26 protein-coding genes are annotated in these 26,249 nt (G+C 67.7%); 9 read left to right on the top strand and 17 right to left on the bottom strand.

Annotated features, from left to right (window positions below; translation table 11 throughout):
• The first annotated feature begins 3 nt into the window (after positions 1-3).
• On the top strand, positions 4-897 hold the full coding sequence (locus JOF56_RS26475; protein WP_209642207.1) for a LysR substrate-binding domain-containing protein: 894 nt from the start codon (positions 4-6) through the stop codon (positions 895-897).
• A 57-nt stretch (positions 898-954) separates the two neighbouring features.
• Entirely contained in the window at positions 955-1,410 is a 456-nt protein-coding gene (locus JOF56_RS26480; RefSeq protein WP_209642208.1) for a pyridoxamine 5'-phosphate oxidase family protein, read from the top strand.
• A 6-nt stretch (positions 1,411-1,416) separates the two neighbouring features.
• On the opposite strand, the gene JOF56_RS26485 is transcribed toward JOF56_RS26480, so the two are convergent.
• Positions 1,417-4,059 carry an ATP-binding protein gene (locus JOF56_RS26485; protein WP_209642209.1) on the bottom strand — a complete coding sequence of 881 codons (2,643 nt, stop codon included), beginning with the start codon at positions 4,057-4,059 and terminating at the stop codon, positions 1,417-1,419.
• A gap of 151 nt (positions 4,060-4,210) precedes the next feature.
• Between JOF56_RS26485 and JOF56_RS26490 the strand changes: the two genes are divergently transcribed.
• On the top strand, positions 4,211-4,630 hold the full coding sequence (locus JOF56_RS26490) for a hypothetical protein (protein ID WP_209642210.1): 420 nt from the start codon (positions 4,211-4,213) through the stop codon (positions 4,628-4,630).
• A gap of 60 nt (positions 4,631-4,690) precedes the next feature.
• Here the strand turns inward: JOF56_RS26490 and JOF56_RS26495 are convergent, their stop codons facing one another.
• Positions 4,691-7,828, bottom strand: coding sequence for an NACHT domain-containing protein (locus JOF56_RS26495; RefSeq protein WP_209642211.1), 3,138 nt, complete (start codon positions 7,826-7,828; stop codon positions 4,691-4,693).
• Between the two features lie 97 nt (positions 7,829-7,925).
• On the opposite strand from JOF56_RS26495, the gene JOF56_RS26500 reads away from it, so the two are divergent.
• Together JOF56_RS26500 and JOF56_RS26505 are read left to right on the top strand one after the other, a co-directional pair.
• Positions 7,926-8,672: an SDR family oxidoreductase gene (locus tag JOF56_RS26500; RefSeq protein WP_209642212.1), complete on the top strand. Its 747-nt coding sequence runs from the start codon at positions 7,926-7,928 to the stop codon at positions 8,670-8,672.
• A complete protein-coding gene (locus JOF56_RS26505) occupies positions 8,672-10,402 on the top strand; it encodes an L-aspartate oxidase (RefSeq protein WP_209642213.1) in 1,731 nt (576 codons plus the stop codon). The genes JOF56_RS26500 and JOF56_RS26505 overlap by 1 nt, the downstream gene beginning before the upstream one ends.
• Before the next feature lie 56 nt (positions 10,403-10,458).
• Here the strand turns inward: JOF56_RS26505 and JOF56_RS26510 are convergent, their stop codons facing one another.
• The 12 genes from JOF56_RS26510 to JOF56_RS26565 form a co-directional block, all read right to left on the bottom strand.
• Entirely contained in the window at positions 10,459-10,890 is a 432-nt protein-coding gene (locus JOF56_RS26510) for a cupin domain-containing protein (protein WP_209642214.1), read from the bottom strand.
• Positions 10,891-10,968: 78 nt separating this feature from the next.
• Positions 10,969-11,736 (bottom strand): 5'/3'-nucleotidase SurE, encoded by a 768-nt coding sequence (gene surE, locus JOF56_RS26515; RefSeq protein ID WP_307855268.1) that lies wholly within the window; start codon positions 11,734-11,736, stop codon positions 10,969-10,971.
• Between the two features lie 236 nt (positions 11,737-11,972).
• Positions 11,973-12,350, bottom strand: a complete 378-nt coding sequence (locus JOF56_RS26520) for a hypothetical protein (RefSeq protein WP_209642215.1) — start codon at positions 12,348-12,350, stop codon at positions 11,973-11,975.
• A gap of 3 nt (positions 12,351-12,353) precedes the next feature.
• Positions 12,354-12,998 (bottom strand): TetR/AcrR family transcriptional regulator, encoded by a 645-nt coding sequence (locus JOF56_RS26525; RefSeq protein ID WP_209642216.1) that lies wholly within the window; start codon positions 12,996-12,998, stop codon positions 12,354-12,356.
• 50 nt (positions 12,999-13,048) lie between these two features.
• Positions 13,049-13,867: an NAD(P)H-binding protein gene (locus JOF56_RS26530; RefSeq protein ID WP_209642217.1), complete on the bottom strand. Its 819-nt coding sequence runs from the start codon at positions 13,865-13,867 to the stop codon at positions 13,049-13,051.
• A 133-nt stretch (positions 13,868-14,000) separates the two neighbouring features.
• Positions 14,001-14,207, bottom strand: a complete 207-nt coding sequence (locus tag JOF56_RS26535; RefSeq protein WP_209642218.1) for a hypothetical protein — start codon at positions 14,205-14,207, stop codon at positions 14,001-14,003.
• 26 nt (positions 14,208-14,233) lie between these two features.
• The gene (locus JOF56_RS26540) at positions 14,234-14,989 is read right to left on the bottom strand and encodes an SDR family oxidoreductase (RefSeq protein WP_209642219.1); all 756 of its coding nucleotides are present in this window, start codon (positions 14,987-14,989) and stop codon (positions 14,234-14,236) included.
• Positions 14,990-15,083: 94 nt separating this feature from the next.
• Positions 15,084-15,446 (bottom strand): sigma-70 family RNA polymerase sigma factor family protein, encoded by a 363-nt coding sequence (locus JOF56_RS26545; RefSeq protein ID WP_209642220.1) that lies wholly within the window; start codon positions 15,444-15,446, stop codon positions 15,084-15,086.
• A complete protein-coding gene (locus JOF56_RS26550; protein ID WP_209642221.1) occupies positions 15,430-16,809 on the bottom strand; it encodes an NAD(P)/FAD-dependent oxidoreductase in 1,380 nt (459 codons plus the stop codon). The genes JOF56_RS26545 and JOF56_RS26550 overlap by 17 nt, the downstream gene beginning before the upstream one ends.
• Before the next feature lie 42 nt (positions 16,810-16,851).
• On the bottom strand, positions 16,852-17,772 hold the full coding sequence (locus JOF56_RS26555) for an RNA polymerase sigma-70 factor (protein ID WP_209642222.1): 921 nt from the start codon (positions 17,770-17,772) through the stop codon (positions 16,852-16,854).
• 81 nt (positions 17,773-17,853) lie between these two features.
• Positions 17,854-18,897, bottom strand: a complete 1,044-nt coding sequence (locus JOF56_RS26560; protein WP_209642223.1) for an amidohydrolase family protein — start codon at positions 18,895-18,897, stop codon at positions 17,854-17,856.
• An 8-nt stretch (positions 18,898-18,905) separates the two neighbouring features.
• Positions 18,906-19,835, bottom strand: coding sequence for a helix-turn-helix transcriptional regulator (locus JOF56_RS26565; protein ID WP_209642224.1), 930 nt, complete (start codon positions 19,833-19,835; stop codon positions 18,906-18,908).
• Between the two features lie 98 nt (positions 19,836-19,933).
• Here JOF56_RS26565 and JOF56_RS26570 point away from each other — a divergent pair, with 98 nt between their 5' ends.
• Positions 19,934-21,025: a winged helix DNA-binding domain-containing protein gene (locus JOF56_RS26570; protein WP_307855269.1), complete on the top strand. Its 1,092-nt coding sequence runs from the start codon at positions 19,934-19,936 to the stop codon at positions 21,023-21,025.
• On the opposite strand, the gene JOF56_RS60230 is transcribed toward JOF56_RS26570, so the two are convergent.
• On the bottom strand, positions 21,026-22,744 hold the full coding sequence (locus tag JOF56_RS60230; RefSeq protein ID WP_209642226.1) for a sensor histidine kinase: 1,719 nt from the start codon (positions 22,742-22,744) through the stop codon (positions 21,026-21,028).
• 95 nt (positions 22,745-22,839) lie between these two features.
• Between JOF56_RS60230 and JOF56_RS26580 the strand changes: the two genes are divergently transcribed.
• From JOF56_RS26580 to JOF56_RS26590, 3 genes are read left to right on the top strand one after another with little or no spacing between them, the layout of a single operon-like run.
• Complete coding sequence (locus tag JOF56_RS26580) at positions 22,840-23,202, top strand: response regulator (protein WP_209642227.1); 363 nt, start codon at positions 22,840-22,842, stop codon at positions 23,200-23,202.
• A 2-nt stretch (positions 23,203-23,204) separates the two neighbouring features.
• Complete coding sequence (locus JOF56_RS26585) at positions 23,205-23,786, top strand: sensor histidine kinase (protein WP_209642228.1); 582 nt, start codon at positions 23,205-23,207, stop codon at positions 23,784-23,786.
• Positions 23,777-24,421, top strand: a complete 645-nt coding sequence (locus JOF56_RS26590) for a response regulator transcription factor (protein ID WP_209642229.1) — start codon at positions 23,777-23,779, stop codon at positions 24,419-24,421. Before JOF56_RS26585 ends, JOF56_RS26590 begins: the two co-directional genes overlap by 10 nt.
• A 31-nt stretch (positions 24,422-24,452) precedes the next feature.
• On the opposite strand, the gene JOF56_RS26595 is transcribed toward JOF56_RS26590, so the two are convergent.
• Together JOF56_RS26595 and JOF56_RS26600 are read right to left on the bottom strand one after the other, a co-directional pair.
• On the bottom strand, positions 24,453-25,175 hold the full coding sequence (locus tag JOF56_RS26595) for a hypothetical protein (RefSeq protein ID WP_209642230.1): 723 nt from the start codon (positions 25,173-25,175) through the stop codon (positions 24,453-24,455).
• A 5-nt stretch (positions 25,176-25,180) separates the two neighbouring features.
• Entirely contained in the window at positions 25,181-26,119 is a 939-nt protein-coding gene (locus JOF56_RS26600) for an ATP-binding cassette domain-containing protein (RefSeq protein WP_209642231.1), read from the bottom strand.
• Positions 26,120-26,249 lie beyond the last annotated feature (130 nt).

Here is a 26,249-nt window from a genome sequence, read left to right on the forward strand (position 1 = left end):
CCTATGAGTCGGTTTTCCCTGCGGCAGCTGCAGTACTTCGTGGTGATCGCCGAGAGCGGCACGCTCAGCAACGCCGCGAGCCGTCTCCACGTCTCCCAGCCGACGCTCTCCCAGGCGCTGACCGAGCTGGAGAACGCACTCGGAGTGCAACTGTGCGTGCGCCGCAAGGCCCACGGCATCACGCTGACGCCATCCGGCAGCCAGGTGCTGCACCACGCCCGGCAGCTGTTGCGTCAGGCGGAGGACCTGCAAAGCGCCGCTGCGGGCGCGGGCCCACTCACCGGCGTGCTCTCGGTCGGCTGTTACGTCACCTTCGCGCCGACCGTTCTGCCGCCGCTCCTGCAGGGTTTCTCAGCCGACCACCCCGGACTCACCATCGACTTCACCGAGGACACCCAGGACGTCCTCCAACGACGACTGCTCAGCGGCGAACTGGACATCGCGCTGCTGTACGACATGGAAGTGTCGCCGGAACTGGCCCGGACCACGCTGTACACGATCCGGCCGCACATCCTGCTCCCCGCCGATCACCCCATGGCCGCCCAGCCGACGGTCTCGCTCGAAGAACTCACGCCCGAACCCATGGTGCTGCTGAGCGCGCCACCCAGCTCACACGACACTCTCGCGATCTACCAACGCCTCAATCTGGTGCCCCGGGTGACGTACCGGCCGACCACCTACGAGCTGACGCGGGCCCTTGTCGGTCGCGGAATGGGTTACGCACTGCTGGTGCAGCGCCCAGCCAACGACCGGACATACGAGGGATATCCGGTCGTGATCAAGGAAATCGCCGAGCCGGTGCCTGATGCCAGAGTGGTGATCGCCTGGCCGCGCACCATGCGGCTGAACCGGCGTGCGGACGAGTTCGTCCGCTACTGCACGCGGATGCTCGGCTGAGCTTCAGTTTCGCTCGCCGGAGGGGAGCGTTCCAACCGATCGCATAGGCTGCGCGCCATGTCTGGGGATTCGATCGCACGTGCGGTGCTGGATGCGAACTCGTTCATGACGTTGGCCACCGCGGATGAGGCCGGTGTGCCGTGGGCCTCGCCGGTGTGGTTCGCGACTGAGGACTATCGCCACCTGTACTGGGTTTCCGCAACGGACGCACGCCACTCGAGGAATCTGGAAGTACGCCCGGAACTGGCGATCGTTGTGTACGACTCCACCGTCCGGCCGCTTACCGGGCAGGCCGTCTACATGGTGGCCACTGCCAGGCAATTGCCGGACGATGAGCTGGAACCGGGGTTGGGTGTGTTCTCCCGGGCGTCGGTGCGCGGCGGCCTCAAGGAATTCGGCACCGCCAACGTCACTGGGGACGCCCGCCTACGCCTGTACCGCGCAACCGTTACCGAGCACTACATTCTCGATCCTGACAGTCCGATCGACGTCAGGATCGCGGTCTCCCCGTAGTGACGATCACGTTGTCGAGGGCAGCAACACTTTCGCGAGTTCGACGCGGTTGGGGACCTCCAGTTTGGTGTAGACGCGGCCGAGGTGGTTGTCGACTGTGCGGACCGAAAGGCCGAGCCGCTGCGCGATGGTGCTGCTGCTCATCGAGGTGGCTGCCAGCCAGGCGACCTGTCGCTCGCGTTTGGTCAAAGACGCGGCCGAGGTGTTGACGACCAAGCCATATGTGCGGGCATCCGGGCATTCGGAGGCGAACATCCGTCCTCGTTCGAACGCGATCGCTCCTTGCGCGACCCGGCCCGCCGCGAAGTACGCATGGCCTGCCGCGATAGCGGTCTCTGCGGCGAAAAGCGGTGCGTCGAGCACGCTGAACGATGTGGCGACCTCGTCCAGCAGTGCTCCTGTGAAACGAGTCCGGGCGTAGGCTGCGTCGGCGAAGACGGCTGCGAGGTCGCTGTCGGTGCGGTTGGCCACTTCCGTGAGCCTCCCCGACACGCGCCTGGCGGCTCCGTGCCGGACGACCTCGTGCAGCGCAAACGCTTCCTGCGTGAGCTGACCGCGCTCCCGGGCCAGATCGGCCGCCTGCAGCGCCAGGTCTGCCGCTTGCCGCTGGTCGCCTCCAGCGGCTGCGACTCTCGCGCGATTGGTCTGTGCGTGTGCTGCGTAGAAGCGTGGGATTGTCGCGGCGTTCTCCTCTGCCTGACGTAACCACTGCTCCGCGTTGACGGTGTCCCCTGTCATGGCCAACGCTCCCGCGAGGCTCATCTTGTGCAGGCTGTGGAAGGAATGCCGATCTTCGCGGTCGTCGAGGGCGACGGCTTCACGCAATGAGGTGACCGCCAGCCGTAGGTCGCCGCGTACTTGGGCGAGGACCCCACGATGGGCGGCCCACAACGCCACGGCGACGCTGTCGCCTGTGCTTGCCGCGTTGTGGTACTCACGTTCGGCCAGCTGTCTGGATTCGGCCAGTTTTCCCTTGTACAGCAGGGTTGTGTACCGCGCGATGCGAAAATAGGTTCCGCCGAGCCGGATCTCGCTGCGCCGGGCGGTCATGAGCTGCTCGCCTTCGTCGGCCAGCAGCAGGGCCTCGTCGGTACGGCCCATCAGCGTCAGCGCCGTCATGGCGGCCGTGTAGGCGAAGATCCGCGAGTCCGCCAGTTCGTCGGCCGAGGTGAGGACAGGCAGGGCGTACGCGATCGCTTCCTCGAGACGTGACTCGGTCAGCAGCATCATCGGCTGAAGACCGCCGATGCCGCTGTTCGGCGGGGCTTCCGGCAGTACGGTGCCCAGCAGGCCTTTCGCGTCGTCCTGTCGCCCCAAAGCAAAGTACAGCGTGTTGGCTTGCTGTACGGCCCAGAGGCCGCGCTCGGTCGGTGCCGCGCCGATGGGTGGGCCGTCAGCCAGTAGCGCGGCGCTGTCACGGTGCCGCCCACGGAAACTCAGCACGTGCCCGAGCACAGTGACCGCGACGGGCTCTTTGGTCTCGGCTGCGCGGCAGGCCAGCCGCTCCGCCAGCTCCAAGTCCTGCCGTGCGGCCGCCTGCAGCGCGGCGGGTATCAATATCCTTATGTCAGCCGGAAGACCGGCGGCGACCTGCCAAGTTGCCAGCCGCAGCACGTCATCACGCCGGCGCAGGGGAGTCTTGCCAAGCCATTCCGCCAGTCGCCGGTACACCGCACGCGCCCGGATCGGCGGCAGCGCGTCCCGGAGCACTTCGCCGTAGACCGGATGGCAGAGCCGGACGTCGGACCGGCGTTCGTCCACCACGAGTTCCACCAGCCCGGCCTGTTCGGCGGCGGTCAGCCCGGCCTGATCCTCGACCATGGCAAGGGGAACCGGCTCACCGCAGGCGACCAGCTCGGCCACGGCCTGCGCGTCGGGCCCGGCTGCCTGCACGCGGGCCAGCACCAGCTCACGAAGCCGCCACGCCCCGCCGGAACCGGACCACTCCCAGATCCCGGTGTCGTCGTGCAACGTGCCGGTCTGGATTCCCGCGTGCAGCAGCTCCCGCAGGTACAGCGGATTCCCCTCGGCCAGACGGCGCAGGCGCGCGGCTGCGATCCCGGAGACCTGGCCCGGCAACGTCCGCCGCACCAGCTCGTCGATCACCGGGTTCGGCAGCGCGCCCACGTCGAAAGTCTGGACCAGCTCGTCCTTCCACAGCGCGACGATCGCGTCGGTCGCACGCTGTCCACTGCGGACAGTCAGCAGGACCGCCGCGGTCCCGGACGCGGCCACATGGTGCACCAACGCCGCCGAGGCCTCGTCGAGCAGGTGGGCGTCGTCGACGGCGATGATCAGCGGGCCTTTCTCCCGCCAGGCACGCAGCCGCCGGTTGGCAAGGTGGAAGAGATCAAAAGGTGCCCACTGCGAACCGTTTTCCGGCAGGTCGCCGACGAGCAGGTTCGAGACGGCGGCGAGTGGCACCGACGCTGTTGCTTTCGTCGCCCTGATGAACTGCGTCGTATAGCCGCATTCGGCCGCCCAGGCGAGTGCCGCCCGTAGCAACCTGGTCTTTCCCACGCCGGAGATCCCGTACAACGCGACGCCGTTGACCTGCGCCCGGCCTTCGATGACGTCGGTGAGTACTGATTCGAGCAGCGCGAGCTCCTGGCCGCGGCCAAGCAGCGGCCATGTCATGCCGACACGCATGCAGCCCCCTCTGAACATCCCAAGTTCAGCGCGCTGACCCCACGACTACACGAATCTCGCCAAGATCTCCACTTTCTGAGTAGGAGCTTTACTCTGTCGCGGCCGGTCCGGCGGTGTGACTCTGTCCCGCGTTCACAGGAAAGGGGAACTCATGAACACCGTCCAGAAAACACTTGTGGGGCTTGTTGTCGCGGCAGGTGCCACAGGTGCCATCATCGGTTCATCGCAGGCGACCGCCGCTCCGAACGCGGCGCCCGCGCCACTGCCGGAACACACTGCCGTGGCCGACGCCGCTGCCAATTCGGCCACGACCGCGGGTTCGCTGTCGGTGACCCAGTTCTTCGGATTCAACAACGGTATGGCGTGGTACACGCTCAGCAACCTGCCGGTCTCCGCCGGTCAGGCCGTCGCGGTGAGTGCGGTCGAATGCACTGGTGTCGGCAACGAGAACTTCGACAGTGACGCGGTCTACACCGTGCACAACGTGGCCGTAGGAAATGGTGTGGTGAAGGTGAAGGCGAACATCGCCTACCAGAACAAGCAAGGGATCTGCCTGCACTACGTGGGCTGAGCCGCCCCCGGTGCTGCCCGTGGCCGCCGGCGGCCACGGGCAGTGCTCTACTGTGGACGGTCACGAGCCGATGCGCAGCTCCGCCTCGAAGTCGGGGCCGATCGCCGCCTCGGCTGCGACTGGATCGTGCACGCCGTCCAGCTCCAGCACGTCCAGCGAACGCCCCAACGGCCACAGCCGGGCCAGTGCGCCGACGGGTTCCGGTGTCTTGAGCACCAGATGCCGCAGCGCGGGCAGCGTGGCGAGGGCCTCGACCTCCGCGTCTGCCGGGACGCCGTGGACGGTCACCTTCTCCAGGGCCGTGAACCGTTCGATCCCGAGCAGGGAACGTTTGTCCGGCCGGTTGATGATCTCCAGGTCCACGAGCGGCAGCTCGCCGGGCAGGTCGTGCAGGCCGGTGGCCAGCCTGGGATGGTTGATCGACAGGGATGTCAGCGGGGCACCGGCCAGGGTGGTGAGATCCATCATCGAGTCGCGCTCGGTCCGTGCCACCGGCAGCAGGGTGAGGCGTTGCACAGTGCACCCGGCCAACGCGGACAGGTCGATCAGCTTGCTGTGCCCGGTGATGCGCAGGACGCGGAGTGTGTGGCTGCGGGCCAACGGGCTCAGATCGCGGATGGTCTGGTTGGCCACGATCTCCAGCGAGCGCAGGCTACGCAAGGCGGCCAGCGGGTAGATGCCGTCCCGGCCGTCCTCCAGGGCAACGTCGCCGATGACCTTCAGTGCCGTCAACGTCGTCAGGTGGCGCAGCCGCGGCAGCAGATCCCATCGGCGCACCGGCAGCACCCGGTCACCGAAGTCCACTTGCGACAGCAGGAACCGGGCGTAGTCGTCGGCGAAGTCGAACTCGCGCCAGCCGCGCAGCAGTTCGTCGACCACTGTGGACTGGTGCATCGCGGTGAACGGCCGGATCTTCTCCCACGCCTCCTCGCCGCCGATCATCGCCAGGGTCCGGATCACGAACGGCGAGACGGTGTCCTTTCCCGGACCGGTGAGCTGGTCCGGTCCGGGCAGCAGCTCGATCACGAACCGGCCGGCCCTGGCCAGCATCTCCGCCTCGTGGAAGTCGGTCGGCGGGATCAGCCGGCGGACCGCGTTCTGCACGTCGACACGGACCTGGTCCGGGTACACGACGTCGGCGTAACCCAGACAGGCCGCGGCGACCAGCTGCAGCCGGTCGGCCAGGCGCTGGTCCTTGGTCTGGCTCGCCTGCCTGAGCAGGCGTTGCAGCAGGTCGGCGACCTCACGTTCGCGCGCCTGGGCGGCGGCCATGAAGACCACCTCGTACCAGGAGTCCTTGTGCGCGTTCTCGACGAGCGTCTCCAGCTCGCCGGCCTTCACCATGTCGGCCGCGGCCAGGTAGTCGCGGAACGTCCGGTGCACGAACTGGATCTTCTGCTCGGCGGGGTGCTCACGCAGCAGGCCCGTACGAACGAGCATGTGCTGCAACAGCCGGTCCGGGGCCAGTCCTTGCGACCGCAGCCCGGTCATCGCCCTTTCCAGCCGCCGCTCCGCATCGGCGCGCGACACCATCAGCTCGGCGCCCCGGACCATCGGCGCGGCGAACCGTTCCAGCAGGATCAGCTGCTCCGCCTTGGTCAGTTGCAGCTCTTCCTCCACCGCCACGCGGTGGTGGCTGTCGTCGGTCGCGCTGACCTTGATGTTGTCCCAGCGGCCCAGCAGCAGGTCCAGTGACTGGTCGAGCAGCTCCCTGCGGGTTCGCGGCAGGTACTGGTTGTTCTGCCGGTACAAGGCGCACAACAGGGCGGCCAGCAACGGGCTGGCGACCAGGGTGCGCAGGTTCGGCCGGGTGGCGAGGCTGTCACGCAGGCTCGCCTCGCAGGCGCTGAGCCACTGCTGCTGGTCGGTGTCGAACTCCTGGGTGCGGGCGGCCCGGTACCAGTGCTCGATGACCTGGTCCAGCCCGCTGCTGCTCAACGGGAGCAGCTCGAACCTGATCAGGCCGGTCCGGCCGGGCAGGTCCAGGAACCAGCTGTCGTCCACCGCCGACGGCCGCGTGCTCACCACATAGCGGGCCTCCGGATAAGTCCGGACGAACCGTTCCAGCCAGCGCTTGACGTCGTTGCGCCGGTCGGCGACCAGCTCGTCCAGGCCGTCGACAAGCAGCATGGCGCGGCCCTTGGTGAACAGCTCGTCCACCCATTCGGCGAGCTTCCCGCCGGTGAGCGTCGGCGCGACCGTGGCCAGCAGCTCCTCAGGGCGCTGCGGCATCCGCGCCGACGGAAAGTGCCGCAGCGACAGGAAGAACGGCACCACATCCCGCCACGGCCCCTCCTGGCCACGGGTGGCGGCGACATAGGCCATCCAGTTGAGGAAGGTCGTCTTGCCGGCCCCGGCACCGCCCAGGAGCAGCACGCGCCGGGCATCCGTGATGGCGTTCACTGGATCAGTGCCCGCGCCGGTCAGCTCGGAACGTTTCCCCGTGGTCTGCCTGCGGGTGATCGGCGGCATCACGTAGTACTCGTCGAACGGCGCACCGAGCGGCATCCCCGCCCTGGCGACCTGGAACATCTCGAAGGTGGCGTGCTCCTCGGCGACCAGGTTGAGGTAGCGCCGCTCGACCTCCCAGCTCTCGTCCCGGTTGCCGCCCGGCGGATAAGGGTCGTCCGGCCGGCAGATCCACGCGAGGGAGTCGGTCTGCTTGACCTCGACCCGGACCCGCCGGAACGTGGCGAGGTCGCAAGGCGGGCTGTGCCGCATGACGTCGTCGTAGAAGTAGGCGGACGAGATCACGGCCAGCAGGCCCGCCGACTCCGCAAGCGCTTCCCGCAGCTGCGGGGCGTCGATCAGCCGGAACGCCAAGTTGATCGCCGCCCCGGACGCGCCGTTTCCATCCGGGGTGACGTCACCCGCGTTCAGCGCCATCCGCAACCGGATCCGCATCCGGTCGTCAGTCTGGCTGTTGTAGTGCCGCAGGGCCTCCACCAGTGCACCTGGTAGCAACTCCGCGAACAGCGACTTCGGCACCTGCGGTGGCGCCAGCACGAACACCCCGTCGCCCCGGTCCTCGTGAATACACTCCGACCAGGGGATGTCCGCCTTCTCGAACGCGCCCTGCAACGCCAGGTACAGGCCAGCCCGGACCGCGGGCTGCTCGACGTTGGTCAGCGAGCTGAACCCCTCGATGTCCACCACGAGGATGGTGCGGTGCACCGCAAGTCGTCTCTGACCCTCCATCTGTCCTCCCCACAGCCAGCATGCCACGTTTCCTGTCACAGATCGCGGGGCTGTCCTGTCCTGGCTGGTGACTGATCGTCCAGGGAAGGGACAGACCATGAAGATCGTCGTCATCGGCGGCACCGGCTTGATCGGCTCGAAACTGGTGGCCCGGTTCGGGGAGCACGGTCACGAGGCTGTGGTCGCCTCGCCGTCGACGGGCGTGAACACCCTGACCGGTGAAGGGGTGAAGGAGGTGCTGCTGGGCGCGGATGTCCTGGTCGACGTGTCCAACTCGCCGTCGTTCGCGGACGACGACGTGCTGGCGTTCTTCCGCACCTCCACCGAGAACCTGGTCGAGGCGGCCAAGGAGGCGGGCGTGGGCCATTACGTCGCCTTGTCGGTGGTGGGTACCGAAAGGTCGCCGCAGCTGGGGTACTTCCGGGCGAAGGTGGTGCAGGAGGCGCTGATCAGGGGCTCCGGTCTGCCGTACTCGCTGGTGCACGCCACCCAGTTCTTCGAGTTCGCCGAGGCGATCGCCGGTACCTCGATGGTGGACGGCGTCGTGCGCCTGCCTGACGTGGGCGTGCAGCCGATCGCGGCCGAAGATGTCGCTGCCGCCGTTGGCCGTACGGCCGTGGGCAAGCCGCTTGACGGCATGCTGGAAGTGGCCGGGCCAGAGCAGTTGGGGTTCGCCGAGTGGATCCGCACTGTGCTGACCGCGCGCAACGACCCGCGTGAGGTCGTCGCCGACTCTGAGGGCCGCTACTTCGGCGCAGAGCTGGATGCCGACGCGTTGCTTCCCCGGGACGGCGCCCAGCTCGGGCAGATCAGCCTCGCTGACTGGCTCGCGCAGGCACGCTGATGTCCCACGCGCAACAGCGGATCGCGACATCGGTACTCGTGATCGGCACCGGCGGCGCGGGTCTGCGCGCCGCCATCGAACTGGCCGAGCGCGGTGTCGACGTGCTCGTGGTCGGCAAACGGCCGAAGTCCGACGCGCACACCACGCTGGCCGCAGGCGGTATCAACGCCGCACTGGCCACAATGGACGCTGAGGACACCTGGCAGCAGCACGCCGCCGACACCATCAAGGAAAGTTATCTGCTCGCGAACCCCGAGACAGTGCGGATCGTGGCCGAGAACGCCCCGCGGGGCATCGCCGACCTCGAACGCTGGGGCATGCCGTTCGCACGCGAGGAAGACGGCCGTATCTCACAACGGTTCTTCGGCGCGCATACCTACCGGCGTACCTCGTTTGCCGGTGACTACACGGGTCTGGAGATCCAACGGACGCTCGTGAACCGGGCTGCCCAGCTGGCCATCCCGATACACGACACGTGTTACGTCACGCGGATCCTGGTGCGTGACAATGTCGTCTTCGGCGCGTACGGCTTCGATGTGGAGAACGGCAACCGGTATGTGATCCATGCCGATGCCGTGATCCTGGCGGCGGGCGGGCATACCCGGATCTGGCGGCGCACTTCGTCACGCCGGGACGAGAACACCGGCGACTCGTTCCGTCTGGCTGTGCTCGCCGGTGGCCGCATCCGTGACCCCGAGCTTGTGCAGTTTCACCCGTCCGGGCTGATCGAACCGGAGAACGCGGCGGGGACGCTCGTGTCCGAGGCGGCCCGCGGCGAGGGCGGCGTCCTGCGTAACGCGTTGGGGGAGCGGTTCATGTCCCGCTACGACCCCGAGCGGATGGAACTGTCCACACGAGACAGAGTTGCGCTGGCCGAGTACACCGAGATCAAGGAAGGCCGTGGGACGCCCCACGGTGGTGTCTGGCTGGACGTGTCGCACCTGCCGCGCGAGACGATCATGCGCCGGTTGCCGCGGGTCTACCAGACACTGCTTGAGCTGCAGATGCTGGACATCACCAGGGATCCCATCGAAATCGCGCCGACAGCGCACTATTCGATGGGTGGCGTGTGGGTGCGGCCGGAGGACCACTCGACTGGGGTCGAGGGTCTCTACGCCATCGGCGAGGCGGCGAGCGGGCTGCACGGCGCGAACCGGCTCGGCGGCAACTCGCTGATCGAATTGCTCGTGTACGGGCGGATCGTCGGCGAGACAGCAGCTCGTTACTCGGCCGAACTGACCGCCCAGCGTCGTTCGCCGACCGTGCTCGCGGAGGCCAGTGACGAGGTGGACGAACTGCTTGCCGCCGACGGTCCGGAGAATGTCCGTGCTTTGCAGCGGGCGCTGCGTGACACCATGACCGAGCACGCGGGCGTTCTCCGGGACGAGGCCGGGCTCCGCAAAGGCCTGGCCGAGCTGGCCGAGATCGAGGACCGGATGACAGGAGTCGGCGTGCATCCCGATCTCGCCGGCTTCCAGGACCTGGCACACGCCTTCGACCTCAAGGCGTCGGCCATCGCGGCCCGTGCCACCCTGGAAGCCGCGATCGAACGCCGGGAGACCCGGGGCTGCCACAACCGTTCGGACTATCCGCACCTCGATCCCGGGCTGCAGGTGAACCTCGTGTGGGCGGGCCCAGGACGGATCGAGCGGGAACAGATCCCACCCGTGCCGGCCGAGATCGCCTCGCTCATGCGGGAGGTCTCCACAGCCGGCAAACTCGTGGAATAGGGCTTCAGGGGCGGGAACCGGCCGGGTCCCCGCCCCTGATCGTCAGCCCTTGTTTGTCAGCGCGGTGCCCGGCGGTCGCGCCGGGCTTCCAGTTCCTCAGCGCTCACCGGAATCAGCATCGGCTGGCCGGGCGCGCAGAACATGGTGACCACGAACGCGGACTCGTCGTCGGTGAGATGGTTGCCGTCCTGATAGTGGATCACGTCCCCGCCCGGCTCCCAGAAAGCCTCGCCCGCCTTGACGACCCGCTCGGGCAGGCCCTCCAGTTCGAAGACGATCTCGCCCTTGATCACGTACCCGTAGGCCGGGCCGGAATGCCGGTGTGGTGGCGCACCGGGAGAACCGGGTGGCAGGGTGACCAGGATGGTCATCGCCTCGGCACCCTCGGGAATCTGCGGCGCGCCCGGCACCGTCGCGACCACGTCGATCTGCGGAGGCGGCCCAGCCGAGTCGGGATACCTCAGGTCATGCCCGTGTTCGGAGCTCATCTCGTCCCTCGATTGCCTGTGGCCGGCAGGATCCGGCCGTGCACCAACTGAGACCGGACAGCATGCCGTGCTGTGACATCAGGTCGATGATCCCTGCAGATCGAAGTCCTCACTGATCGAACGAAGCGCTGTGATGGTCGGATATCCCTCCGCCAGCACCGCGGCGTCCGTTCCAGGCTCCAGCCGGCCGTCCACTTCGACCGCCGCGAGTTCGATGGCGTTGTCGCCGATCCGGGTGACCTTGGACTGAATGCGGCCGTGGGACGCCAGCGTCGCCCAACGCGGGGAGCGATCCGCGTCGAGCTCAGGAACGTTGGGAACATTGAGGTTGAGCACACTGCCCTGGTCCAACCGCGCGACGGACGGCAACAGCAGCCGCACAATCTTCGACGCGGTTTCCCAGTATGCTTCGGCATTCCGGCTCAGCGCGACGTCGAGCGACACCGCGAGCGCCCGTACGCCGTTGATACCGGCTGTCACGGCAGCACCCACCGTGCCGGAGTGCAACACAGCCCGCCCCAAGTTCGCGCCCCGGTTAATGCCTGACAGCACCAAATCAGGCCTGGGGCCAAACCCGTCACCGCACGCGGCCAACACAATGAAACCGGGATGCGCAGCGACCGCAAAGGCCTCGACATCCGGCAGCCCGGGAAGTTCGCGCCACTGCACCGCAACCTGCCGGTCGGCGAACGCGGCATTGAGACCCGCGCCAGTGCCACTGGACTCCTGAACAGGAGCGGCGACGACCGTCTCCCAGCCGAGATCCACCGAACACCGGGCCAGCGCCAGCAGGCCAGGCGAGTCGATACCGTCATCGTTCGTGATCAGAACCCGGGGCACCGCCACGTCCACCCGTCCTCACGTCGTCACCGACATCCGCCACGGATCACCCTAGTGTTCCTGTTCTTCGTGGTGGTCTCGATCTTGTTCGAGACCACGCGGACGAGCCATGGGAACCCGGTGAGCCGCAAACCGTGATCGGGATCGTCGTGGTGTCGCTGGGGCTGGGCGTGTTGCTGACTCGGCTTGCTCAACCGTGGTGCGCGCACAACTGGATACGTGACTGATGTGATCGACCGCAACTATCTGTGCAGGAACTTCCTTGCCTGCCGCCACACGTCGGTCAGGTCCGGGTCGTCGGCGGTCCACGTGGTGGCGCGAACTGTCCCGCGTGTCCGGTATGTGCGCATGATCTGCCGGTGGACCGGCAGGCCGACGAAACTCCGCATGGCTTTCTTGTCCTGCCATACGGAGACCGCACCGCACCTGCGTCGCAACGGCTCCATCCACAGCCAATGCCCGACGGCACCGTCGAGGTTCGGCCACAGTTGCGCCAGATCTCGTCCTGCCCGGTAGATCCCCGGCATGTACCAGAGATGTTTCGCAGTGAATTCCGTGACACTGACGAGTAACTGGCCGTCCAGCCCAGCCGGTCCGGGCGTCCACGAGCTTCTCAGCACGATTCAGTCCTCCGGAAGAACGGCGGGATCGGTGGCCAGTGCCCGCAGCCGTTCCAGCACGGCGTGGCGAGCGCGGGCAAAGGTCACCTCGTGGCCGACAAACCGCGAATGGACCACTGTGGACTCGCCCAGTGCGTCGATCTCGTACGTGAGCTGGCCGATGTCCAGGTCGCCGGGCAGCTCGCCAAGGGCGACGGCCTCGTCGATCAGCGACCGGATGAACTCCAGCCAGTCGTGCAACGACTCAGCCGTACGAGCGTGTACCGCGCCGGTCCGATCGTCGAATTCCGTTTGAGCGGCAAGGAAAAAGCACCCGCCAGGCAGTACACCATCCGCGTAGAAGGCCAAGCGCGCCTCATGCAGCGCGAACACCCTCCGCAGGCCCGGCGGTGTACGCAGGGCGGGCGCCATGACGCGCTTGGTCCACTGTTTGCGTGCCCAGTCGATGGCGTCGAGCTGTAGCTGCTCTTTGTCCTTCCAATGCGCGAACAGCCCCGACTTGCTGGCGCCGAGATGCCCGGCGAGCTGTCCGAACGACAAACCCTCAAGCCCGTGTACCGAAGCCAAAGCGACAGCGGCGTCCAGAACAGTCTCCCTGGTGCGCTGACCCCGCACCAGCCGGCCGTCCCGCCGATCTTCGTTCCCCATGCCGTCCACAGTACACTATAAAACCGATCGATCGGTTTTATAGTGTAGTCTCACCTGAATGCGGCGACGGTGCGTGCCGCCCATTCGGCGAAGGTGCGGGGCGGGCGGCCGAGCAGTCGCTCGGCATCGGGGCTGACACTTTGCTCAGCGGCGGAGGGAGCGCCGAGAGCGCCGAGGGTGGCCTCCACGACCGGTTCTGGCATATATCCCAGCATCCGGGTCCGTGCTTGTTCCCGGCTCAGCTCGACGAACCGCACTGGCTCGCCCAGGACGTCCCCGATCGCCGCGGCCTGCTGCCGGGGTGAGACGGGTATCGGCCCGGTCAGCGTGTAGATGTTGCCGCCGTGCCCCGGCTCGCGCAGTGTGACGGCGGCGACCTCGGCGATGTCGGCCGGGTCGATGGCCGGCAACGCGACGTCGCCGAACGGCGCCTCGACCACTCGTTGCGTGCGGACCATTTCGGCCCATTGGAGCGCGTTGGAGTCGAAGTTGCCCGGCCGCAACATTGTCCACTCCAGATCCGACTGCGTGACGGCGTCCTCCAGAACCGAAGGGTGGCGTTGCGTGCCCACGCCCTGGGAGGACAGCAACACCACCCGCTGGACACCGGCCGCCCGCGCGACCGTGACCACGTCCTGAAGATCGCCGTTGGCCATGAAGCCGGGGGAAGTCAGCAGGAACACCGCCTCGGCTCCGTCGAGGGCGGGCTTGAGGCTCTCCGGCTCGGCCATGTCGGCCTGGTGATACCGGACTCCCGCAGGCACCTCGGACGCTGTCCGGCTGACGGCCGTCACCTGCTCGCCGGACTCGACGAGGGCCGCGACGAGCGGCCTCCCGACATTGCCGGTGGCTCCTGTCACCACGATCATGATGGTTCCCCTGCTTGTGAGTTCGGGTACGGACTCGGCGAAGCTACTGCGGGGCAACCAATAGGTACCTAGGGGAAAGTGGCGTCGAGGTGACCGGGACCACAGATCAGCGGTTAGGCGGACATGTCAGTGGTCACGGGCGGTCGGAGCCGTCCTCCATGGCCTCGACCGCGCCGAGAAGGCTGCGCAGGCCGACCTCCTCGCGCTGGGCGTCCGCCGGGTCGAACAGCCACTCGTCGATCGGTTCGCCCGAGGTTTCCTCGTCCAGCCGGCCCTCGGCCATCGTCAGCTCCGCTTCGACGTTGTGCTCGAGATCGTTGAGGAAGGCTTCTTCGCTCATCTGGTCCTCCGCGTGCGGTGAATGTGCTACTTCCAGGACACGGTCCGGCCGGGCCATTCGCTGTAACGGATCTCACCGAGGATCGCGCCGGCACCCGGAACCAGGGTCCGCTCGTCGAGCTCGGCTCCGAAGTAGCTCGCGTGCGGGTCGGTGACCACCGAACGCGGATCTTCCCGCTTGGCCAGCACATCGGCGAAGAACTCGTCCATCCGGAACTCCTCGGGCCCGGCGACCTCGACGATCCCGTTCAGCGGTGCGCCCACAGAGGTCCGGCCGACCGCCTTGGCGACGTCGTCGCTCGCGATGGGCTGGAAGAGCACCGGTGCGAACCGGGCGGTGTCGCCGTCGGTGGCCGCGTCCGTCATGCTCTTCACGAACTCGAAGAACTGCGTCGCGTGCACGATCGAGTAGGGGATCCCCGACTTCTCGATCAGCTTCTCCTGGACGCTCTTGGCCCGGAAGTAGCCGCTCTTCTGCAGCCGATCGGTGCCCACCACCGACAGGGCGACGTGGTGACCGACTCCTGCCGCTGCCTCCGCGGCGAGCAGATTGCCGGTGGAGGTCTCGAAGAACTCCATGACCGCGGTGTCCTCAAAGGAGGGTGAGTTCGACACGTCGACCACGACGTTCGCGCCGGCCAAGGCCTCGGCGAGACCTTCGCCGGTAAGGGTGTCGACGCCTGTGTTCGGTGCCGCCGCCAACGCCTCGTGGCCGTGTTCGGTAAGCCTGGCAACGAGTTTCGAGCCGATCAGGCCGGTGCCGCCGATCACGACGATCTTCATGACTAACCTCCAGTCCGACGGGCGGCCGGTGCCGTCCGGTGCCAGCTAGGACAGGACAGGCTCCCGGCTTGTGACAGCCCGGGCGAAATTCTGGTCAGGCACGATGCCAGCCACGCAGTTTGGCCGGGTTGAGCACGATCCAGAGAATGACGATGCCGGCGCCGATCGTCCGGACGCCGACCACCACAACGGCCTGGCCTGCGCGACGCAACGCCAGCCCGGCCCGGCCGTTGACTGCCTCGATGGTCAGCTCGGTGCCCGGTCGCCCGCACAACAGGACCACGACAAGCTGCGCAACGTCTTCCGCGCCGTACACAACGCCAGGTACGGGCACCTGGCCGTCGCTGTCGCACACGGCAACGGCGTCAGAGTGCAACGCCGCCTGCAGTTCGGTGACGGCTCCTAGACGGCAGGCGTCGGCGAACCTGCGCACCGCGTCGTCATGCTCGATGGGCATGCTCGAGCCGGAGGGACGGTTCCCCCGGTTCGCCGTCGGTGCGGAACGCCTGGCGGGGATCCTGCACCGAGACGAGCGAGACGATGTCGCGGCCGAACACGAAGGCGGTCAGCCAGATCGCCAGCACGCGGATCTTGCGTTCCCAGCTCGGCACGGCCAGCACGTGGTATCCCCGGTGCATCAGCCAGGCCGCAAGCCCTTTGATCACGATCCGACGGTACTGGAAGATGCCCCGGCCAAGGCCGAGCGTGGCGACGGTGCCCAGGCTGTGGTGCACGTACTGCTTCGCCTTCCGGCCGCGGAGCGTGGCCACGATGTTCTTGGCCAGGAGCTTTCCCTGCCGCACGGCGTTCTGGGCGTTCGGCACCGTGAACGCGCCAGGCTGGTCCGCGGCAAGATCGGGGACCGCCGCGTCGTCACCGGCACCCCAGGCGTCCGGCACCGGTTCGCTCTCGGTGCCGACCCGCAGGTCAGCTCGCACGACCAGCATCCCGCGCTCGTCGATGGGCAGGTCGGTGTGGCTGCGCACCATCGGGTTCGCGGCGTTGCCGACCGTCCACACGATCAGGTCGGAGTCGAACTCCTCCCCGGTCGACAGGACCACGTGCCCGTCGGTCGCGGAGACCACTTGGGCGTTGAGGTGTACGTGCGCCCCGCGCTTCTCCAGCGACCGCACCACCCACCGGCCGGGTCCGTCGGTGACCTCAGGCAGGATCCGGTCGCGCGCCTCCACCAGGTGGAAGTCAAGCTCGGCCGGGTCCAGTTCGGGGTACGTCCGCATCAGCGAAGTCCCCAGGGACAGCAACTCGCCGAACCCTTCCACGCCGGAGAATCCGCCGCCCACGAACGTCACGGTGAGCAGCTTGCGGCGCAGCGGGCCAGGTTCGAGCGCCGAAGCGCGGTCGAAGGCGGTCAGCAGCCGGTCCCGGATCGCCACGGCCTCCTCGACGTGCTTCATGCCGATCGCCTGCTCGGCCACGCCCGGGATGGCCAGCTTGCGGGTCACCGCACCGGCCGTGACAACGATGATGTCGTAACCGATCGCGAACTCCGGGCCGTCGGCAGGGCGCACGACGGCTGTCCGGTGCTCGTGGTCGACCGCGACGACCTTGCCCGGGATGAGCTTGGTCCGCCTCAGGTGCCGGCGCAGCGACACCGCGGCGTGCCGGGCCTCGACCGAGCCGGACAGCACCTCAGGGAGGAACGGCTGGTACGTCATGTACGGCCGTGGATCGACCACCACGACCCGCGCTTCGTTCCGCCGGAGCTTCTTCTCCAGTTTCCAGGCTGTGTAGAAGCCGGCGTAGCCACCGCCGACTACCAGAATCGTTTGCACGGTGTCCTCTTCTTCTCTCGCAGTCATCAGTCACGACCGGATAGCACCCCGGTTTGTGACGCCCGCGAGTCAGGAAACCGCAGCGATTTTCTCGGGGTTGAACATCCACAGCACCTGATCGATGCCTTCGGTCGTAGCACTGACAGAAACCACAGCGAGCACAGCACCATCGCGCCGCAGCACAACGGAAGCCTGCCCGTTCGTATCCACCCACTGCAGGTCGATACCGACCCAGAACCAGTCCGCAAACGCGGCCAGGAACTTCGTCACCCGCGTCACACCCACCACAGGCACACGGGCGACACGCACCATGCCGTTGCCGTCGGACACGCTCGTCACATCCGCCGCGAAGAGCTGCTCCAACGCACTCATGTCACCAGAACGCGCAGCCGCGATGAACGTACTCAGCAACTCCCGCTGCGCAGCCGGAGTCGCTGGTGTACGCCGTTCACCCGCCACATGCTTACGGGCCCGGCTGACCAACTGACGCACCGCAGGCTCGGTCGACTGCAGAATCTCGGCGATCTGCGAGTACGGATAATCGAACGCCTCCCGCAACACATACGCGGCCCGCTCACTGGGCGTGAGCTTCTCCATCAGCAAAAGTGCCGCGAACTCAAGCGCCTCCCCACGCTCAGCACCCAGATAGGGATCCGCACTCGTATCGACAGGCTCAGGCAGCCACGGCCCGATGTAGGTCTCACGCCGAACGCGCGCTGACTGAAGCGCATTGATGGCAAGCCGAGTCGTCGTTGTAGCCAGGAACGCACCCGGATTCGCCACCGTGCTCCGGTCGTACGCCTGCCACCGCAGCCACACCTCCTGCACCAGATCCTCAGCCTCCGAGGCACTGCTGAGCATGCGATACGCAATCCCGAACAGCCGCGGCCGCAGCTTCATGAAAACGGCCGCTGCCTCCTCCAGATCCTCCGCGCCACCCGGCTGGAGATGCACCTCGGAATCCGTCAACCCTCGCCCCAATCTGGTCATGTCGCCTGAGCCCATCGTGGCCCGAAATCGCCACACATACCAACGTTGGAACGTGATGTTGCCGACCTGGATCCGATGGTGTCACCCAGGTTGCCTGATCATTTTCCCGCGCAGTACGACATGGCTCGGGTGGCGCAGGACGGCAGGGTTGGTTCTCGGATCTTCCGGATATATCACGAAGTCCGCCGCATCGCCCTCCATGAACCCGGGGAGCCCCAGCCAGGTGCGGGCGGTCCAGCTCGCGGCGCCGATGGCGGCCGTGGGTGGGAGGTCGGCCTGGATCAGGCACTCGACCTCGTCGGCTACGGCGCCGAACGGTTGACGGTCGGTGCCGGCCAGTACGGTCACGCCTGCGTCGTGGGCGTCCCGGACGCGTTCGATCATGGTCTGGTATCCGGCCAGCCAGGTCTGGTCGCGTCGGCGGTTTCTGGCCTTGCGGTGCTCGACTTGTGATGCGAAGGCCGACAGCGTGGGCACGTAAGCGCAGTCGTGGGCGACCATCAGGGGAACTGCTGTGGAGGGCATGCCCATGCCGTGCTCGATCGAGTCGACTCCGGCTGCGGCGGCGTTGTAGGCCCCTGCGCCTGACTGGGCGTGGGCGGCGACCCGGCCGCCGACTGCGTGGACGGCTTCCACCACCTGACGCAGGATCTCCAGCGGGACTGGATCGGCTTCGAAGTCCCAGTCGCAGAAGACCTTGCACCAGCCGGTCCTTGCCGCGTCGGCGGCCGCCTCGGTGGCGAGGTCGTCGACGACCACATGGAACTCTGCGTGGCTTGAAAGTCCCGACCAGGCCAGCCATCTGCCGCCACCGACCATTCTCGGCAGGTGGTGTGCGTGCGATATCTCGGCGGAGGCGGACAGTCCCGGGAACCGAAGTGTGGTGACGCCCGCTCGCAGGTGGTCCAGGCAGTGCCCGGCGAAGTCCTGTGCGTCGAATCCACCGTCCGGTGAACAACCCGGATGGGTGTGGACGTCCACAAGGCCGGGCACCAGGTAGCCGCCGGCCGAGGCCGTGGACCAGTCGCCGGAGGGACGCTGGAACGTCACCCGGTCGCCGAGCAGCCACAGCTCCCGGGGCTCGTCATCGGGCAACAGCACACCCTGGAACCGGAGAGTGGTCATACCGGAATCTAGGACGACGCCTTGGTGTAGCGGTGGGCCAGGTGGGCGAAGGCGGCTTTGAGTTCGGGTGGGGCGACTACTTCGATGTCGGCGTCGAATCTGCCGATGTTGGCGGCGAGGCCTGGCCAGGACCAGGCGCCGAGGATGAGGCGGCAGCGGTGGGGGCCGAGTTCTTCGACGACTCCGTCGTAGGTGTAGCCGGCCACGACTGATGCGGGGAGGTCGAGGATCACCTCGCCGCGGCAGGGCCAGTCGCCGAAGCCGTCGGAGCCTTTGAATCTGCTGGCGACGAAGGCACCTACGTCGGCCAGTTCGCGTGGCGTGAAGCGGGGGCCGGTGGGGATGCGCGGGGTGATTCGGTCGACGCGGAATGTGCGCCAGTCGTCGCGGTCGAGGTCCCATGCCAGGAGGTACCAGCGCCCGCTCCAGGTGACGATGTGGTGGGGCTGTACGCGGCGGGGTGGGGTTGTCGCGTTGTAGTCGAAGCGTAGGACTTCACGCGCGTGGACGGCGGCGCTGAGTGCCACGAGGACTTGGGGGTCGACATGCGGGTTGGGTCGGCTGACGGTGGTGACTTGGAGGGCGTCGATGCGGTGGCGTAGCCGTGCGGGCATGACCTGGCGGACGGTGTTCAACGCGCGTGCCGAGGCCTCCTCGAGGCCGGGGGTGGCGGCGGTCTGGAGGGCGATTGCGAGGGCGACGGCCTGTTCGTCGTCGAACAGCAGGGGCGGTAGTTGCGTGCCTGCGTCGAGGCGGTAGCCGCCGTCGGGTCCTTTGGAGGTCATGATCGGGTAGCCGAGCTCGCGCAGGCGGTCGACGTCACGGCGTACGGTGCGTGGGCTGACGTCCAGCCGCTCGGCCAGCAGCGCGCCTGGCCAGTCGCGGCGCGCCTGGAGCAGCGAGAGCAATGCGAGCAATCGCGCGGATGTTTTCGGCACAATCTCTATGTTGCCCTGAGAAGCGGACACATCCTGTCCTTTACTCCTGCGAGTATTGCTCTCGTGGCAGATGCATCGAACGATCGAGGGGGAACCACGTGACCGTTCTGGACATCCGGGCGCTCAACCGCGCGACGCTCGCCAGGCAGTTGCTGCTCGACCACGCCGACATGCCGGTCCTCGATGCCGTCGCGCACCTCGGTGGTCTGCAAGCGCAGGAACCGCAGGAACCCTTCGTCGGACTCTGGTCACGGCTGCGTGCGTTCGACCCGGCAACGCTCTCGGATCTGCTGACCGAACGGCGCGTGGTGCGGACCCATCTCATGCGCCGCACAGTGCACCTGCTCACCGCCGACGACGTCCTGGCCTGGCGGGCACGTCACGACCCGATGCTGCGTCAACGCGTACTCGGCGTCTATCGCCGCGAACTCGACGGAGTTGACCTCGAGGAGCTCGCAGCTGCAGGCCGCGCGGTAATGGCCGACGGCGAGCCCCGTTCAATGCCCGAACTCGCGCGTGCCCTCGCCGAGCGCTGGCCCGCGCCAGGCCCGCGGCCGATCGGCGAAATGCTGATAGCCGCCCTCATCCCGACGGTGCAGATACCGCCACGTGGGCTTTGGCGCACGAAGGGCGGAGTACGCAACGCCGTGCTCTCCGCCTGGGTGGGCCGCGAAATCGATCCACCGTCCTCGGACGGCTCCGACCCCGTCGGGCAGGCGCTGGTACGGCGCTATCTGGCCGCGTTCGGCCCCGCGGCCTCAGCCGACGTCCGAGCCTGGAGCGGCCTGGCCGGACTGCCGGCTGCGATCGCCTCGATACGCGACGAACTCGTCACCTTCCGAGACGAGCGAGGCCGGGAACTGCTGGACCTCCCCGACGCCCCACGCCCCGACCCCGACACACCCGCCCCGGTCCGGTTCCTGCCCGCATTCGACAACGCGATCCTCGGCTACGACGACCGCACGCGCATCATCGACGACCCACACCGCAACCTCTCAGTCGCGGGCGAACGCGTCCTCCTCCTCGACGGCCGAGTCTCCGCGACCTGGAAAGTCAACGCCGACACCGTGACAGTCACCCCGCTGCGCAGCTTCTCCCGCACCGAGCGCGCAGCCGTCACTGAGGAAGGGCAGCAAATGGCGTTGTTCCTGTCCGACAAGGAAAGCGACCGCGTTGAGATAGCAGGCTGACTACGGCTGTGCCGGTAGTTCGGCTCTGATGGTGGTTCCGGCGTTGGGCGGGCTGAGCACTATCAGGTGACCATGCAGGGTTTCGACGCGGTCGGACAGGCCGCGGAGGCCGGTGCCGGTGGATGGGTCGGCGCCGCCGATGCCGTTGTCGGTGATTTCGATGATCGTCTGGGGGCCGGTTCGTAGCAGGCTGATGGTCACGGCGCTTGCGTGCGCGTACTTGGCCGCGTTGGCCAGAGCTTCGGAGGCGACGAAGTAGGCGGCGAATTCGACTGGCTGGGGGAGTCGCGGGCCTGGGTCGCACCGTACTGTCGCGGGGATCGCTGATCGGGTGGCCAGGGCGTCGAGGGCGACTTCGAGGCCCTGGTCGAGGACGGCCGGGTGGATGCCGCGGGCCAGTTCGCGCAGCTCGGCCAGGGACTGGGCGAGCTGGTCGCTGGCGGAGGTGACGAGGTGTTCGGCGTCCGCGGGGTTGCGGCGGATTTCGCGCTGGATCAGTGACAGTTGCATCGCCAGGGTGACCAGGCCCTGTTGGGCGCCGTCGTGCAGGTTGCGCTCGATGCGGCGGCGTTCGGCGTCGCCTGCGGCGATGATTCGTTCGCGCGAGCTCTCCACTTCGGCCAGACGTCGTTGGGCCTCGGCGTTGAGGTGCTGGTTCTCCAAGGCGATGGTCGCCGCGGAGGTGACGGCGTCGACCAGTTCGGGGTCGTCGTCCAGGGATCGGTCGTAGATGAGGACCGCCACTTGCCGGCCGTCGCGTTCGATGCCGGCCGTCGACCCTGACCTGGTGACCGGCTGCCCGTCGAGATCGACGTAGCCGTCCGCTGCCGGGTATCCGACGACCAGGTCGGGGTCGCCGAGCGCTTTGGCCAGGGCGCCCTGCAGATCGGCGGGCTGCATGGTGCGCAGGCCGCGGAACAGGCCCGCCAGTCCGCCGCGGGCCAGCCGGGACCGCAGCAGGCCGAGCAGGAACACGACAGGCACCGCGACCAGCGAACAAGCCGCGATCCAGAGCAGCGCCAACGACTTCTCACCGGTCAGGAACTGGACCAAGAGCAGTCCCGCGAACAGCAGCAGGCACACGGCACCGGCGACACCCGGCGCCAGCGCCCGCCTGCCTGGTGCGGACGCAGACCACCAACGCACAGCGACAACCGCGGCTGTACCTGTCACGGCGGCCAGCAATGTGACGCGTTGGGCGATGTCGATGATCTCCGCGGCCCGCTCGTGCGGCCAGATCGCGATCGGGGTGCCGTCGGCGAACAACATCCACAGTGGAGCCAGGATGACCAGCTCCACCAGGACCGCACCAGCGAGCACCCGGTCCGCCTTGGTCTGCACGCGTCCGCCGGTCAGGAACGTCAGCACGAGCAGGACGAAGAACAGCACCCACAGGTCCGGCAGCCACATGCTCACCGCTCGCGCGGCCGGCCAGTCGAGCTGGCCGGACAGCGGGCTGACGAAAAACGCGAAGCCGGTGACGGTCATCAACGGGCCGCTGCGGTTGTCCGGCCTGCGATGCCAGGCGATCAGCCCACACGCCGCGAACGAGCCGCCGATCAGCCGGAAAACGACGTCGACCGCCTCGACGGGCACGTCCCTCTCGAACAGGACGGGAACCAGCGCACCGAACTCGGCCGCGACCACTGCGGCCCAGAGCAGGATCCAGAAGACCGGGCCGTGCCCGGACCGGGCGAACCGGTGTGCGGTGCCGTCCACGACCGCACGGTAATGCAGCGCCGACCAGGCCGGTACCGCTGAACACAGGGTTGTCCCTGTAGCCGCCGGGACTGGTGGGCTGCGACCATCGCGGGATGGTGCCCCGGGTGCTGATTGTGGACGACCACGCCGCCTTCCGGTCGTTCGCGCACCGTGTCCTGGTGGCCGACGGGCTCGTCGTGGTCGGCGAGGCGGCTGACGGTGCAGCGGCGATCGCGGCCGTGTCCGAGTTACGCCCGGACGTGGTGCTGCTCGATGTGGGACTGCCCGACATGGACGGTTTCACCGTAGCCAAAGCACTTGTCGCACAAGATAAACCGCCGGTTGTGGTGCTGGTGTCCAGTCGCTCGCGAGAGGACTATGGCGCTCTCATCGACGTCAGCAGCGCTGTCGGGTTCATCGCGAAGTCGGCGTTGAGCGGTGACCTTGTGCGTCAGCTCCTGGCCGCCGGGACCTGACGATGCGCGACTCGGCAAGCCCAGAGCTCGCGGCGCGGATCGTCGACGCGGCGGACGATTTCCGGCGCCGGCTCGAGCGGGAACTGCACGACGGCGCCCAGCAGCGTCTCGCCTCCGTTGTACTGGCCCTCGGCCTTGCCGGCCGGACCCTCACCGGCGACGCGGCCGGTCTCGTCGCCGAAGCGAGGTCAGAGCTGAGTCTGGCGATGGCGGAATTACGGGATCTGGCCAGGGACATCTATCCGGTTCTGCTCACCGAAGCCGGTCTGGGACCAGCACTCGCTTCGCTCACCGACCGGTGCCCGGTGCCCGTTGTCGTCTCCGCGGTGCCTGCCGGGAGGCTTGCCGATTCGGTCGAACGGACCTGTTATTTCGTGGTGTCCGAAACGCTGGGGAACATGGCCGGAGCCACCCGGGCCGAGGTCGCCGTCCGTGAGCCAGGAGGTCATGTGACAGTCGAGGTACTGGCCGTCGGAGCCGGGCGAGGACCGGATCTGAGTGCGCTTGCCGACCGCGTGCAGGCCCACGGCGGCCGCTTGCACGTGGAGAGCGATCGAGTGATGGCTGATCTGCCATGCGCGTGATGATCGCCGATGACGCTGTGCTCTTTCGCGAAGGCGTGGCGCGAGTACTCACCGAGGCAGGGTTCGAGGTCGTGGCACAGGTCGGGGACGCGGCGTCGTTGCTCGACCGTGTCCGCGACGACCCGCCGGACGCGGTCGTCGTCGACATCAGGATGCCGCCGACACACAGCACCGAAGGCCTGGACGCGGCCCGGACGCTGCGTGAGCACCACCCGTCGGTCGGCGTGCTGGTGCTTTCGGCGCACGTTGAGCCGCACTACGCACTCCAGTTGATCGAATCCGGCGCGCAGGGTGCCGGGTATCTGCTCAAGGAGCGCGTCGCCGACCTCGCCGAGCTGACCGACGCCATCCGCAGAGTGGCCGCGGGTGGGCTGGTGATCGATCCGTCCGTCGTCGCGCAACTGGTCGGGCGCAAACGCACTCGAAGCCCGTTGGACGATCTGTCCGAACGGGAGCGGGACGTGCTGAAGGTGATGGCCGAAGGCCGGTCCAACCAGGCCATCTGCCAGCGGCTCTATCTCAGTCAGAAGACCGTCGAGGCCTACGTGCGCTCGGTGTTCACCAAGCTCGGCCTGCACCAGGGCGCAGACGACAACCGGCGCGTACTGGCGGTGCTCACGTACCTGCGTGGGTGAGCCGGATCCGGCTCACCCACGCGGACAGGTGTCAGGCGTCCCGACGCTTGGCCACCGCGATCGCTGCCGCCAGCAGGGCACCGCCCACAGCGGCGAAGTAGGCCATGGCCACCCAGGGCTGTGTGCCTTCCGAGGTCTGGCCGGCGAGCAGGAACTGCTTGGCGGCCTCGAAAGGCAGCCACTCGGCCAGCGACTTGAAGCCGGGAATCAGCGCGAGCAGTTGCTCGAGCATCAGGGCCCAGGTCAGCACCAGCGACACAGCGCCCGCCGTGTGCCTGACCAGGATTCCCACCGCCACAGCGAAAACGGCCGACACGAGGTAGACCAGGCCGACGCCACCGACCTGCCGCCATTCGGCCGAGCCGTGCAACGCGAGGTCGGCGTCCGGCATCAGGATCAGCCCCAGCGCCCAGCTGCCGAACGCGGCGAGCAGACCGATCAGTCCCGCGCCGATCGCCACGACGAATGTCTTGGCGAGCAGGGCACCGGTCCGTTTGGGCCCGGCCAGGAACGTCGTCCTGATCATGCCGACGGAGTACTCCGTGGTCACCGCGAGGGTGGCCATCACCATGACCACGGCCATGCCCAGGCCGTATCCCAGCTGGGTCGACGCCACGCCGGTGAATCCGGTCTCGTCTCCCGTGATCATGGAGACCGAGGCCACGCCGATCGTGGCCGCCACACCGACAGCGGCGCACCACCATGGGGACCGCGTCGAGGTCAGCTTGATCCGTTCCGCTGCGATGAAGGACATGACGGTCACCTTCCTGTGGTGGCGAGTGCGTTTTGGTTGCCGGCGGCGTACTCGACGTCGTGCCCGGTGATGTGCATGAACGCCTCTTCGAGCGAGCCTCGGTGCAATGCCAGTTCGTGCAACACGACTCCGGCATGCGCGGCCAGCTCGCCGACTTGGGCGGTATCGGTGCCGGTCACGACCAACGTCTGGTCGCCGTCCGGGGCGGCGTGCACTTCGATCCCTTGCCGCATAAGGACTTCCGCCAGTTCCAGAAGTTGCGGGCTGCGTACCCGCACACTGGATGTGGCAGCCTTGTCGACGAAGTCCGCGGTCGAGCTCTGGGTGATCAGCCGGCCGCGCCCGATGACGACCAGTTCGGTCGCGGTGAGCGCCATCTCCGGCAACAGGTGGCTGGACACCAGGACACTGCGCCCCTCACCGGCCAGGTGCCGCATGAGCTGGCGGATCCACACGATGCCTTCCGGGTCCAGTCCGTTGACCGGCTCGTCGAACAGCAGGATTCCCGGGTCGCCCAGCAACGCGCCGGCGATGCCGAGTCGCTGGGACATGCCCAGCGAGAACGTCCCGGCCCGGCGGTCGGCGACGGCGGTCAGGCCGACCTGGTCGAGCACCTCGTCCACCCGGCCGGCCGGCAACCGGTTGGAACGAGCCAGCCAGCGCAGGTGTGATCGAGCCGATCGGTTGGGGTGCACCCATTTCGCGTCCAGCAGGGCGCCGACTGTCCGTAATGGATGGTCAAGGTCGCCGTACGGCCGGCCGTCGATCAGGGCGTGACCCGACGTCGGCCGGTCCAGGCCGAGGATCATGCGCATGGTCGTCGACTTGCCCGCACCGTTCGGGCCGACAAAACCGGTGACCCGGCCGGGCTGGATGGTGAAGGACAGGTCGTCGACGGCGAGAGTCGGGCCGTAGCGCTTGGTGAGTCCACGCGTCTCGATCATGAGCTTCTCCTCGGTGGCGTTGTCTTGGTGCCACTGTGGCCGCCGCACCCACCGCCGGGGCAGCGGGAAAACCCTGCCGGTCCGAGGGAAAACCCTTGTCCGTGGCCCGGGATCACCCGCTACCGGCGGC

It is taken from the genome of Kibdelosporangium banguiense, from assembly GCF_017876405.1.
Taxonomy (GTDB): Bacteria; Actinomycetota; Actinomycetes; order Mycobacteriales; family Pseudonocardiaceae; genus Kibdelosporangium; species Kibdelosporangium banguiense.

Excerpts from the sequence above, each read along its gene's own strand:
- JOF56_RS26475 (WP_209642207.1), top strand. The coding sequence starts at position 4 with ATGAGTCGGTTTTCCCTGCGGCAGCTGCAGTACTTCGTGGTGATCGCC.
- JOF56_RS26480 (WP_209642208.1), top strand. The coding sequence starts at position 955 with ATGTCTGGGGATTCGATCGCACGTGCGGTGCTGGATGCGAACTCGTTC.
- JOF56_RS26485 (WP_209642209.1), bottom strand. The coding sequence starts at position 4,059 with ATGCGTGTCGGCATGACATGGCCGCTGCTTGGCCGCGGCCAGGAGCTC.
- JOF56_RS26490 (WP_209642210.1), top strand. The coding sequence starts at position 4,211 with ATGAACACCGTCCAGAAAACACTTGTGGGGCTTGTTGTCGCGGCAGGT.
- JOF56_RS26495 (WP_209642211.1), bottom strand. The coding sequence starts at position 7,828 with ATGGAGGGTCAGAGACGACTTGCGGTGCACCGCACCATCCTCGTGGTG.
- JOF56_RS26500 (WP_209642212.1), top strand. The coding sequence starts at position 7,926 with ATGAAGATCGTCGTCATCGGCGGCACCGGCTTGATCGGCTCGAAACTG.
- JOF56_RS26505 (WP_209642213.1), top strand. The coding sequence starts at position 8,672 with ATGTCCCACGCGCAACAGCGGATCGCGACATCGGTACTCGTGATCGGC.
- JOF56_RS26510 (WP_209642214.1), bottom strand. The coding sequence starts at position 10,890 with ATGAGCTCCGAACACGGGCATGACCTGAGGTATCCCGACTCGGCTGGG.
- JOF56_RS26525 (WP_209642216.1), bottom strand. The coding sequence starts at position 12,998 with ATGGGGAACGAAGATCGGCGGGACGGCCGGCTGGTGCGGGGTCAGCGC.
- JOF56_RS26530 (WP_209642217.1), bottom strand. The coding sequence starts at position 13,867 with ATGATCGTGGTGACAGGAGCCACCGGCAATGTCGGGAGGCCGCTCGTC.
- JOF56_RS26535 (WP_209642218.1), bottom strand. The coding sequence starts at position 14,207 with ATGAGCGAAGAAGCCTTCCTCAACGATCTCGAGCACAACGTCGAAGCG.
- JOF56_RS26540 (WP_209642219.1), bottom strand. The coding sequence starts at position 14,989 with ATGAAGATCGTCGTGATCGGCGGCACCGGCCTGATCGGCTCGAAACTC.
- JOF56_RS26545 (WP_209642220.1), bottom strand. The coding sequence starts at position 15,446 with ATGCCCATCGAGCATGACGACGCGGTGCGCAGGTTCGCCGACGCCTGC.
- JOF56_RS26550 (WP_209642221.1), bottom strand. The coding sequence starts at position 16,809 with ATGACTGCGAGAGAAGAAGAGGACACCGTGCAAACGATTCTGGTAGTC.
- JOF56_RS26555 (WP_209642222.1), bottom strand. The coding sequence starts at position 17,772 with ATGACCAGATTGGGGCGAGGGTTGACGGATTCCGAGGTGCATCTCCAG.
- JOF56_RS26560 (WP_209642223.1), bottom strand. The coding sequence starts at position 18,897 with ATGACCACTCTCCGGTTCCAGGGTGTGCTGTTGCCCGATGACGAGCCC.
- JOF56_RS26580 (WP_209642227.1), top strand. The coding sequence starts at position 22,840 with ATGGTGCCCCGGGTGCTGATTGTGGACGACCACGCCGCCTTCCGGTCG.
- JOF56_RS26585 (WP_209642228.1), top strand. The coding sequence starts at position 23,205 with ATGCGCGACTCGGCAAGCCCAGAGCTCGCGGCGCGGATCGTCGACGCG.
- JOF56_RS26590 (WP_209642229.1), top strand. The coding sequence starts at position 23,777 with ATGCGCGTGATGATCGCCGATGACGCTGTGCTCTTTCGCGAAGGCGTG.
- JOF56_RS26595 (WP_209642230.1), bottom strand. The coding sequence starts at position 25,175 with ATGTCCTTCATCGCAGCGGAACGGATCAAGCTGACCTCGACGCGGTCC.
- JOF56_RS26600 (WP_209642231.1), bottom strand. The coding sequence starts at position 26,119 with ATGATCGAGACGCGTGGACTCACCAAGCGCTACGGCCCGACTCTCGCC.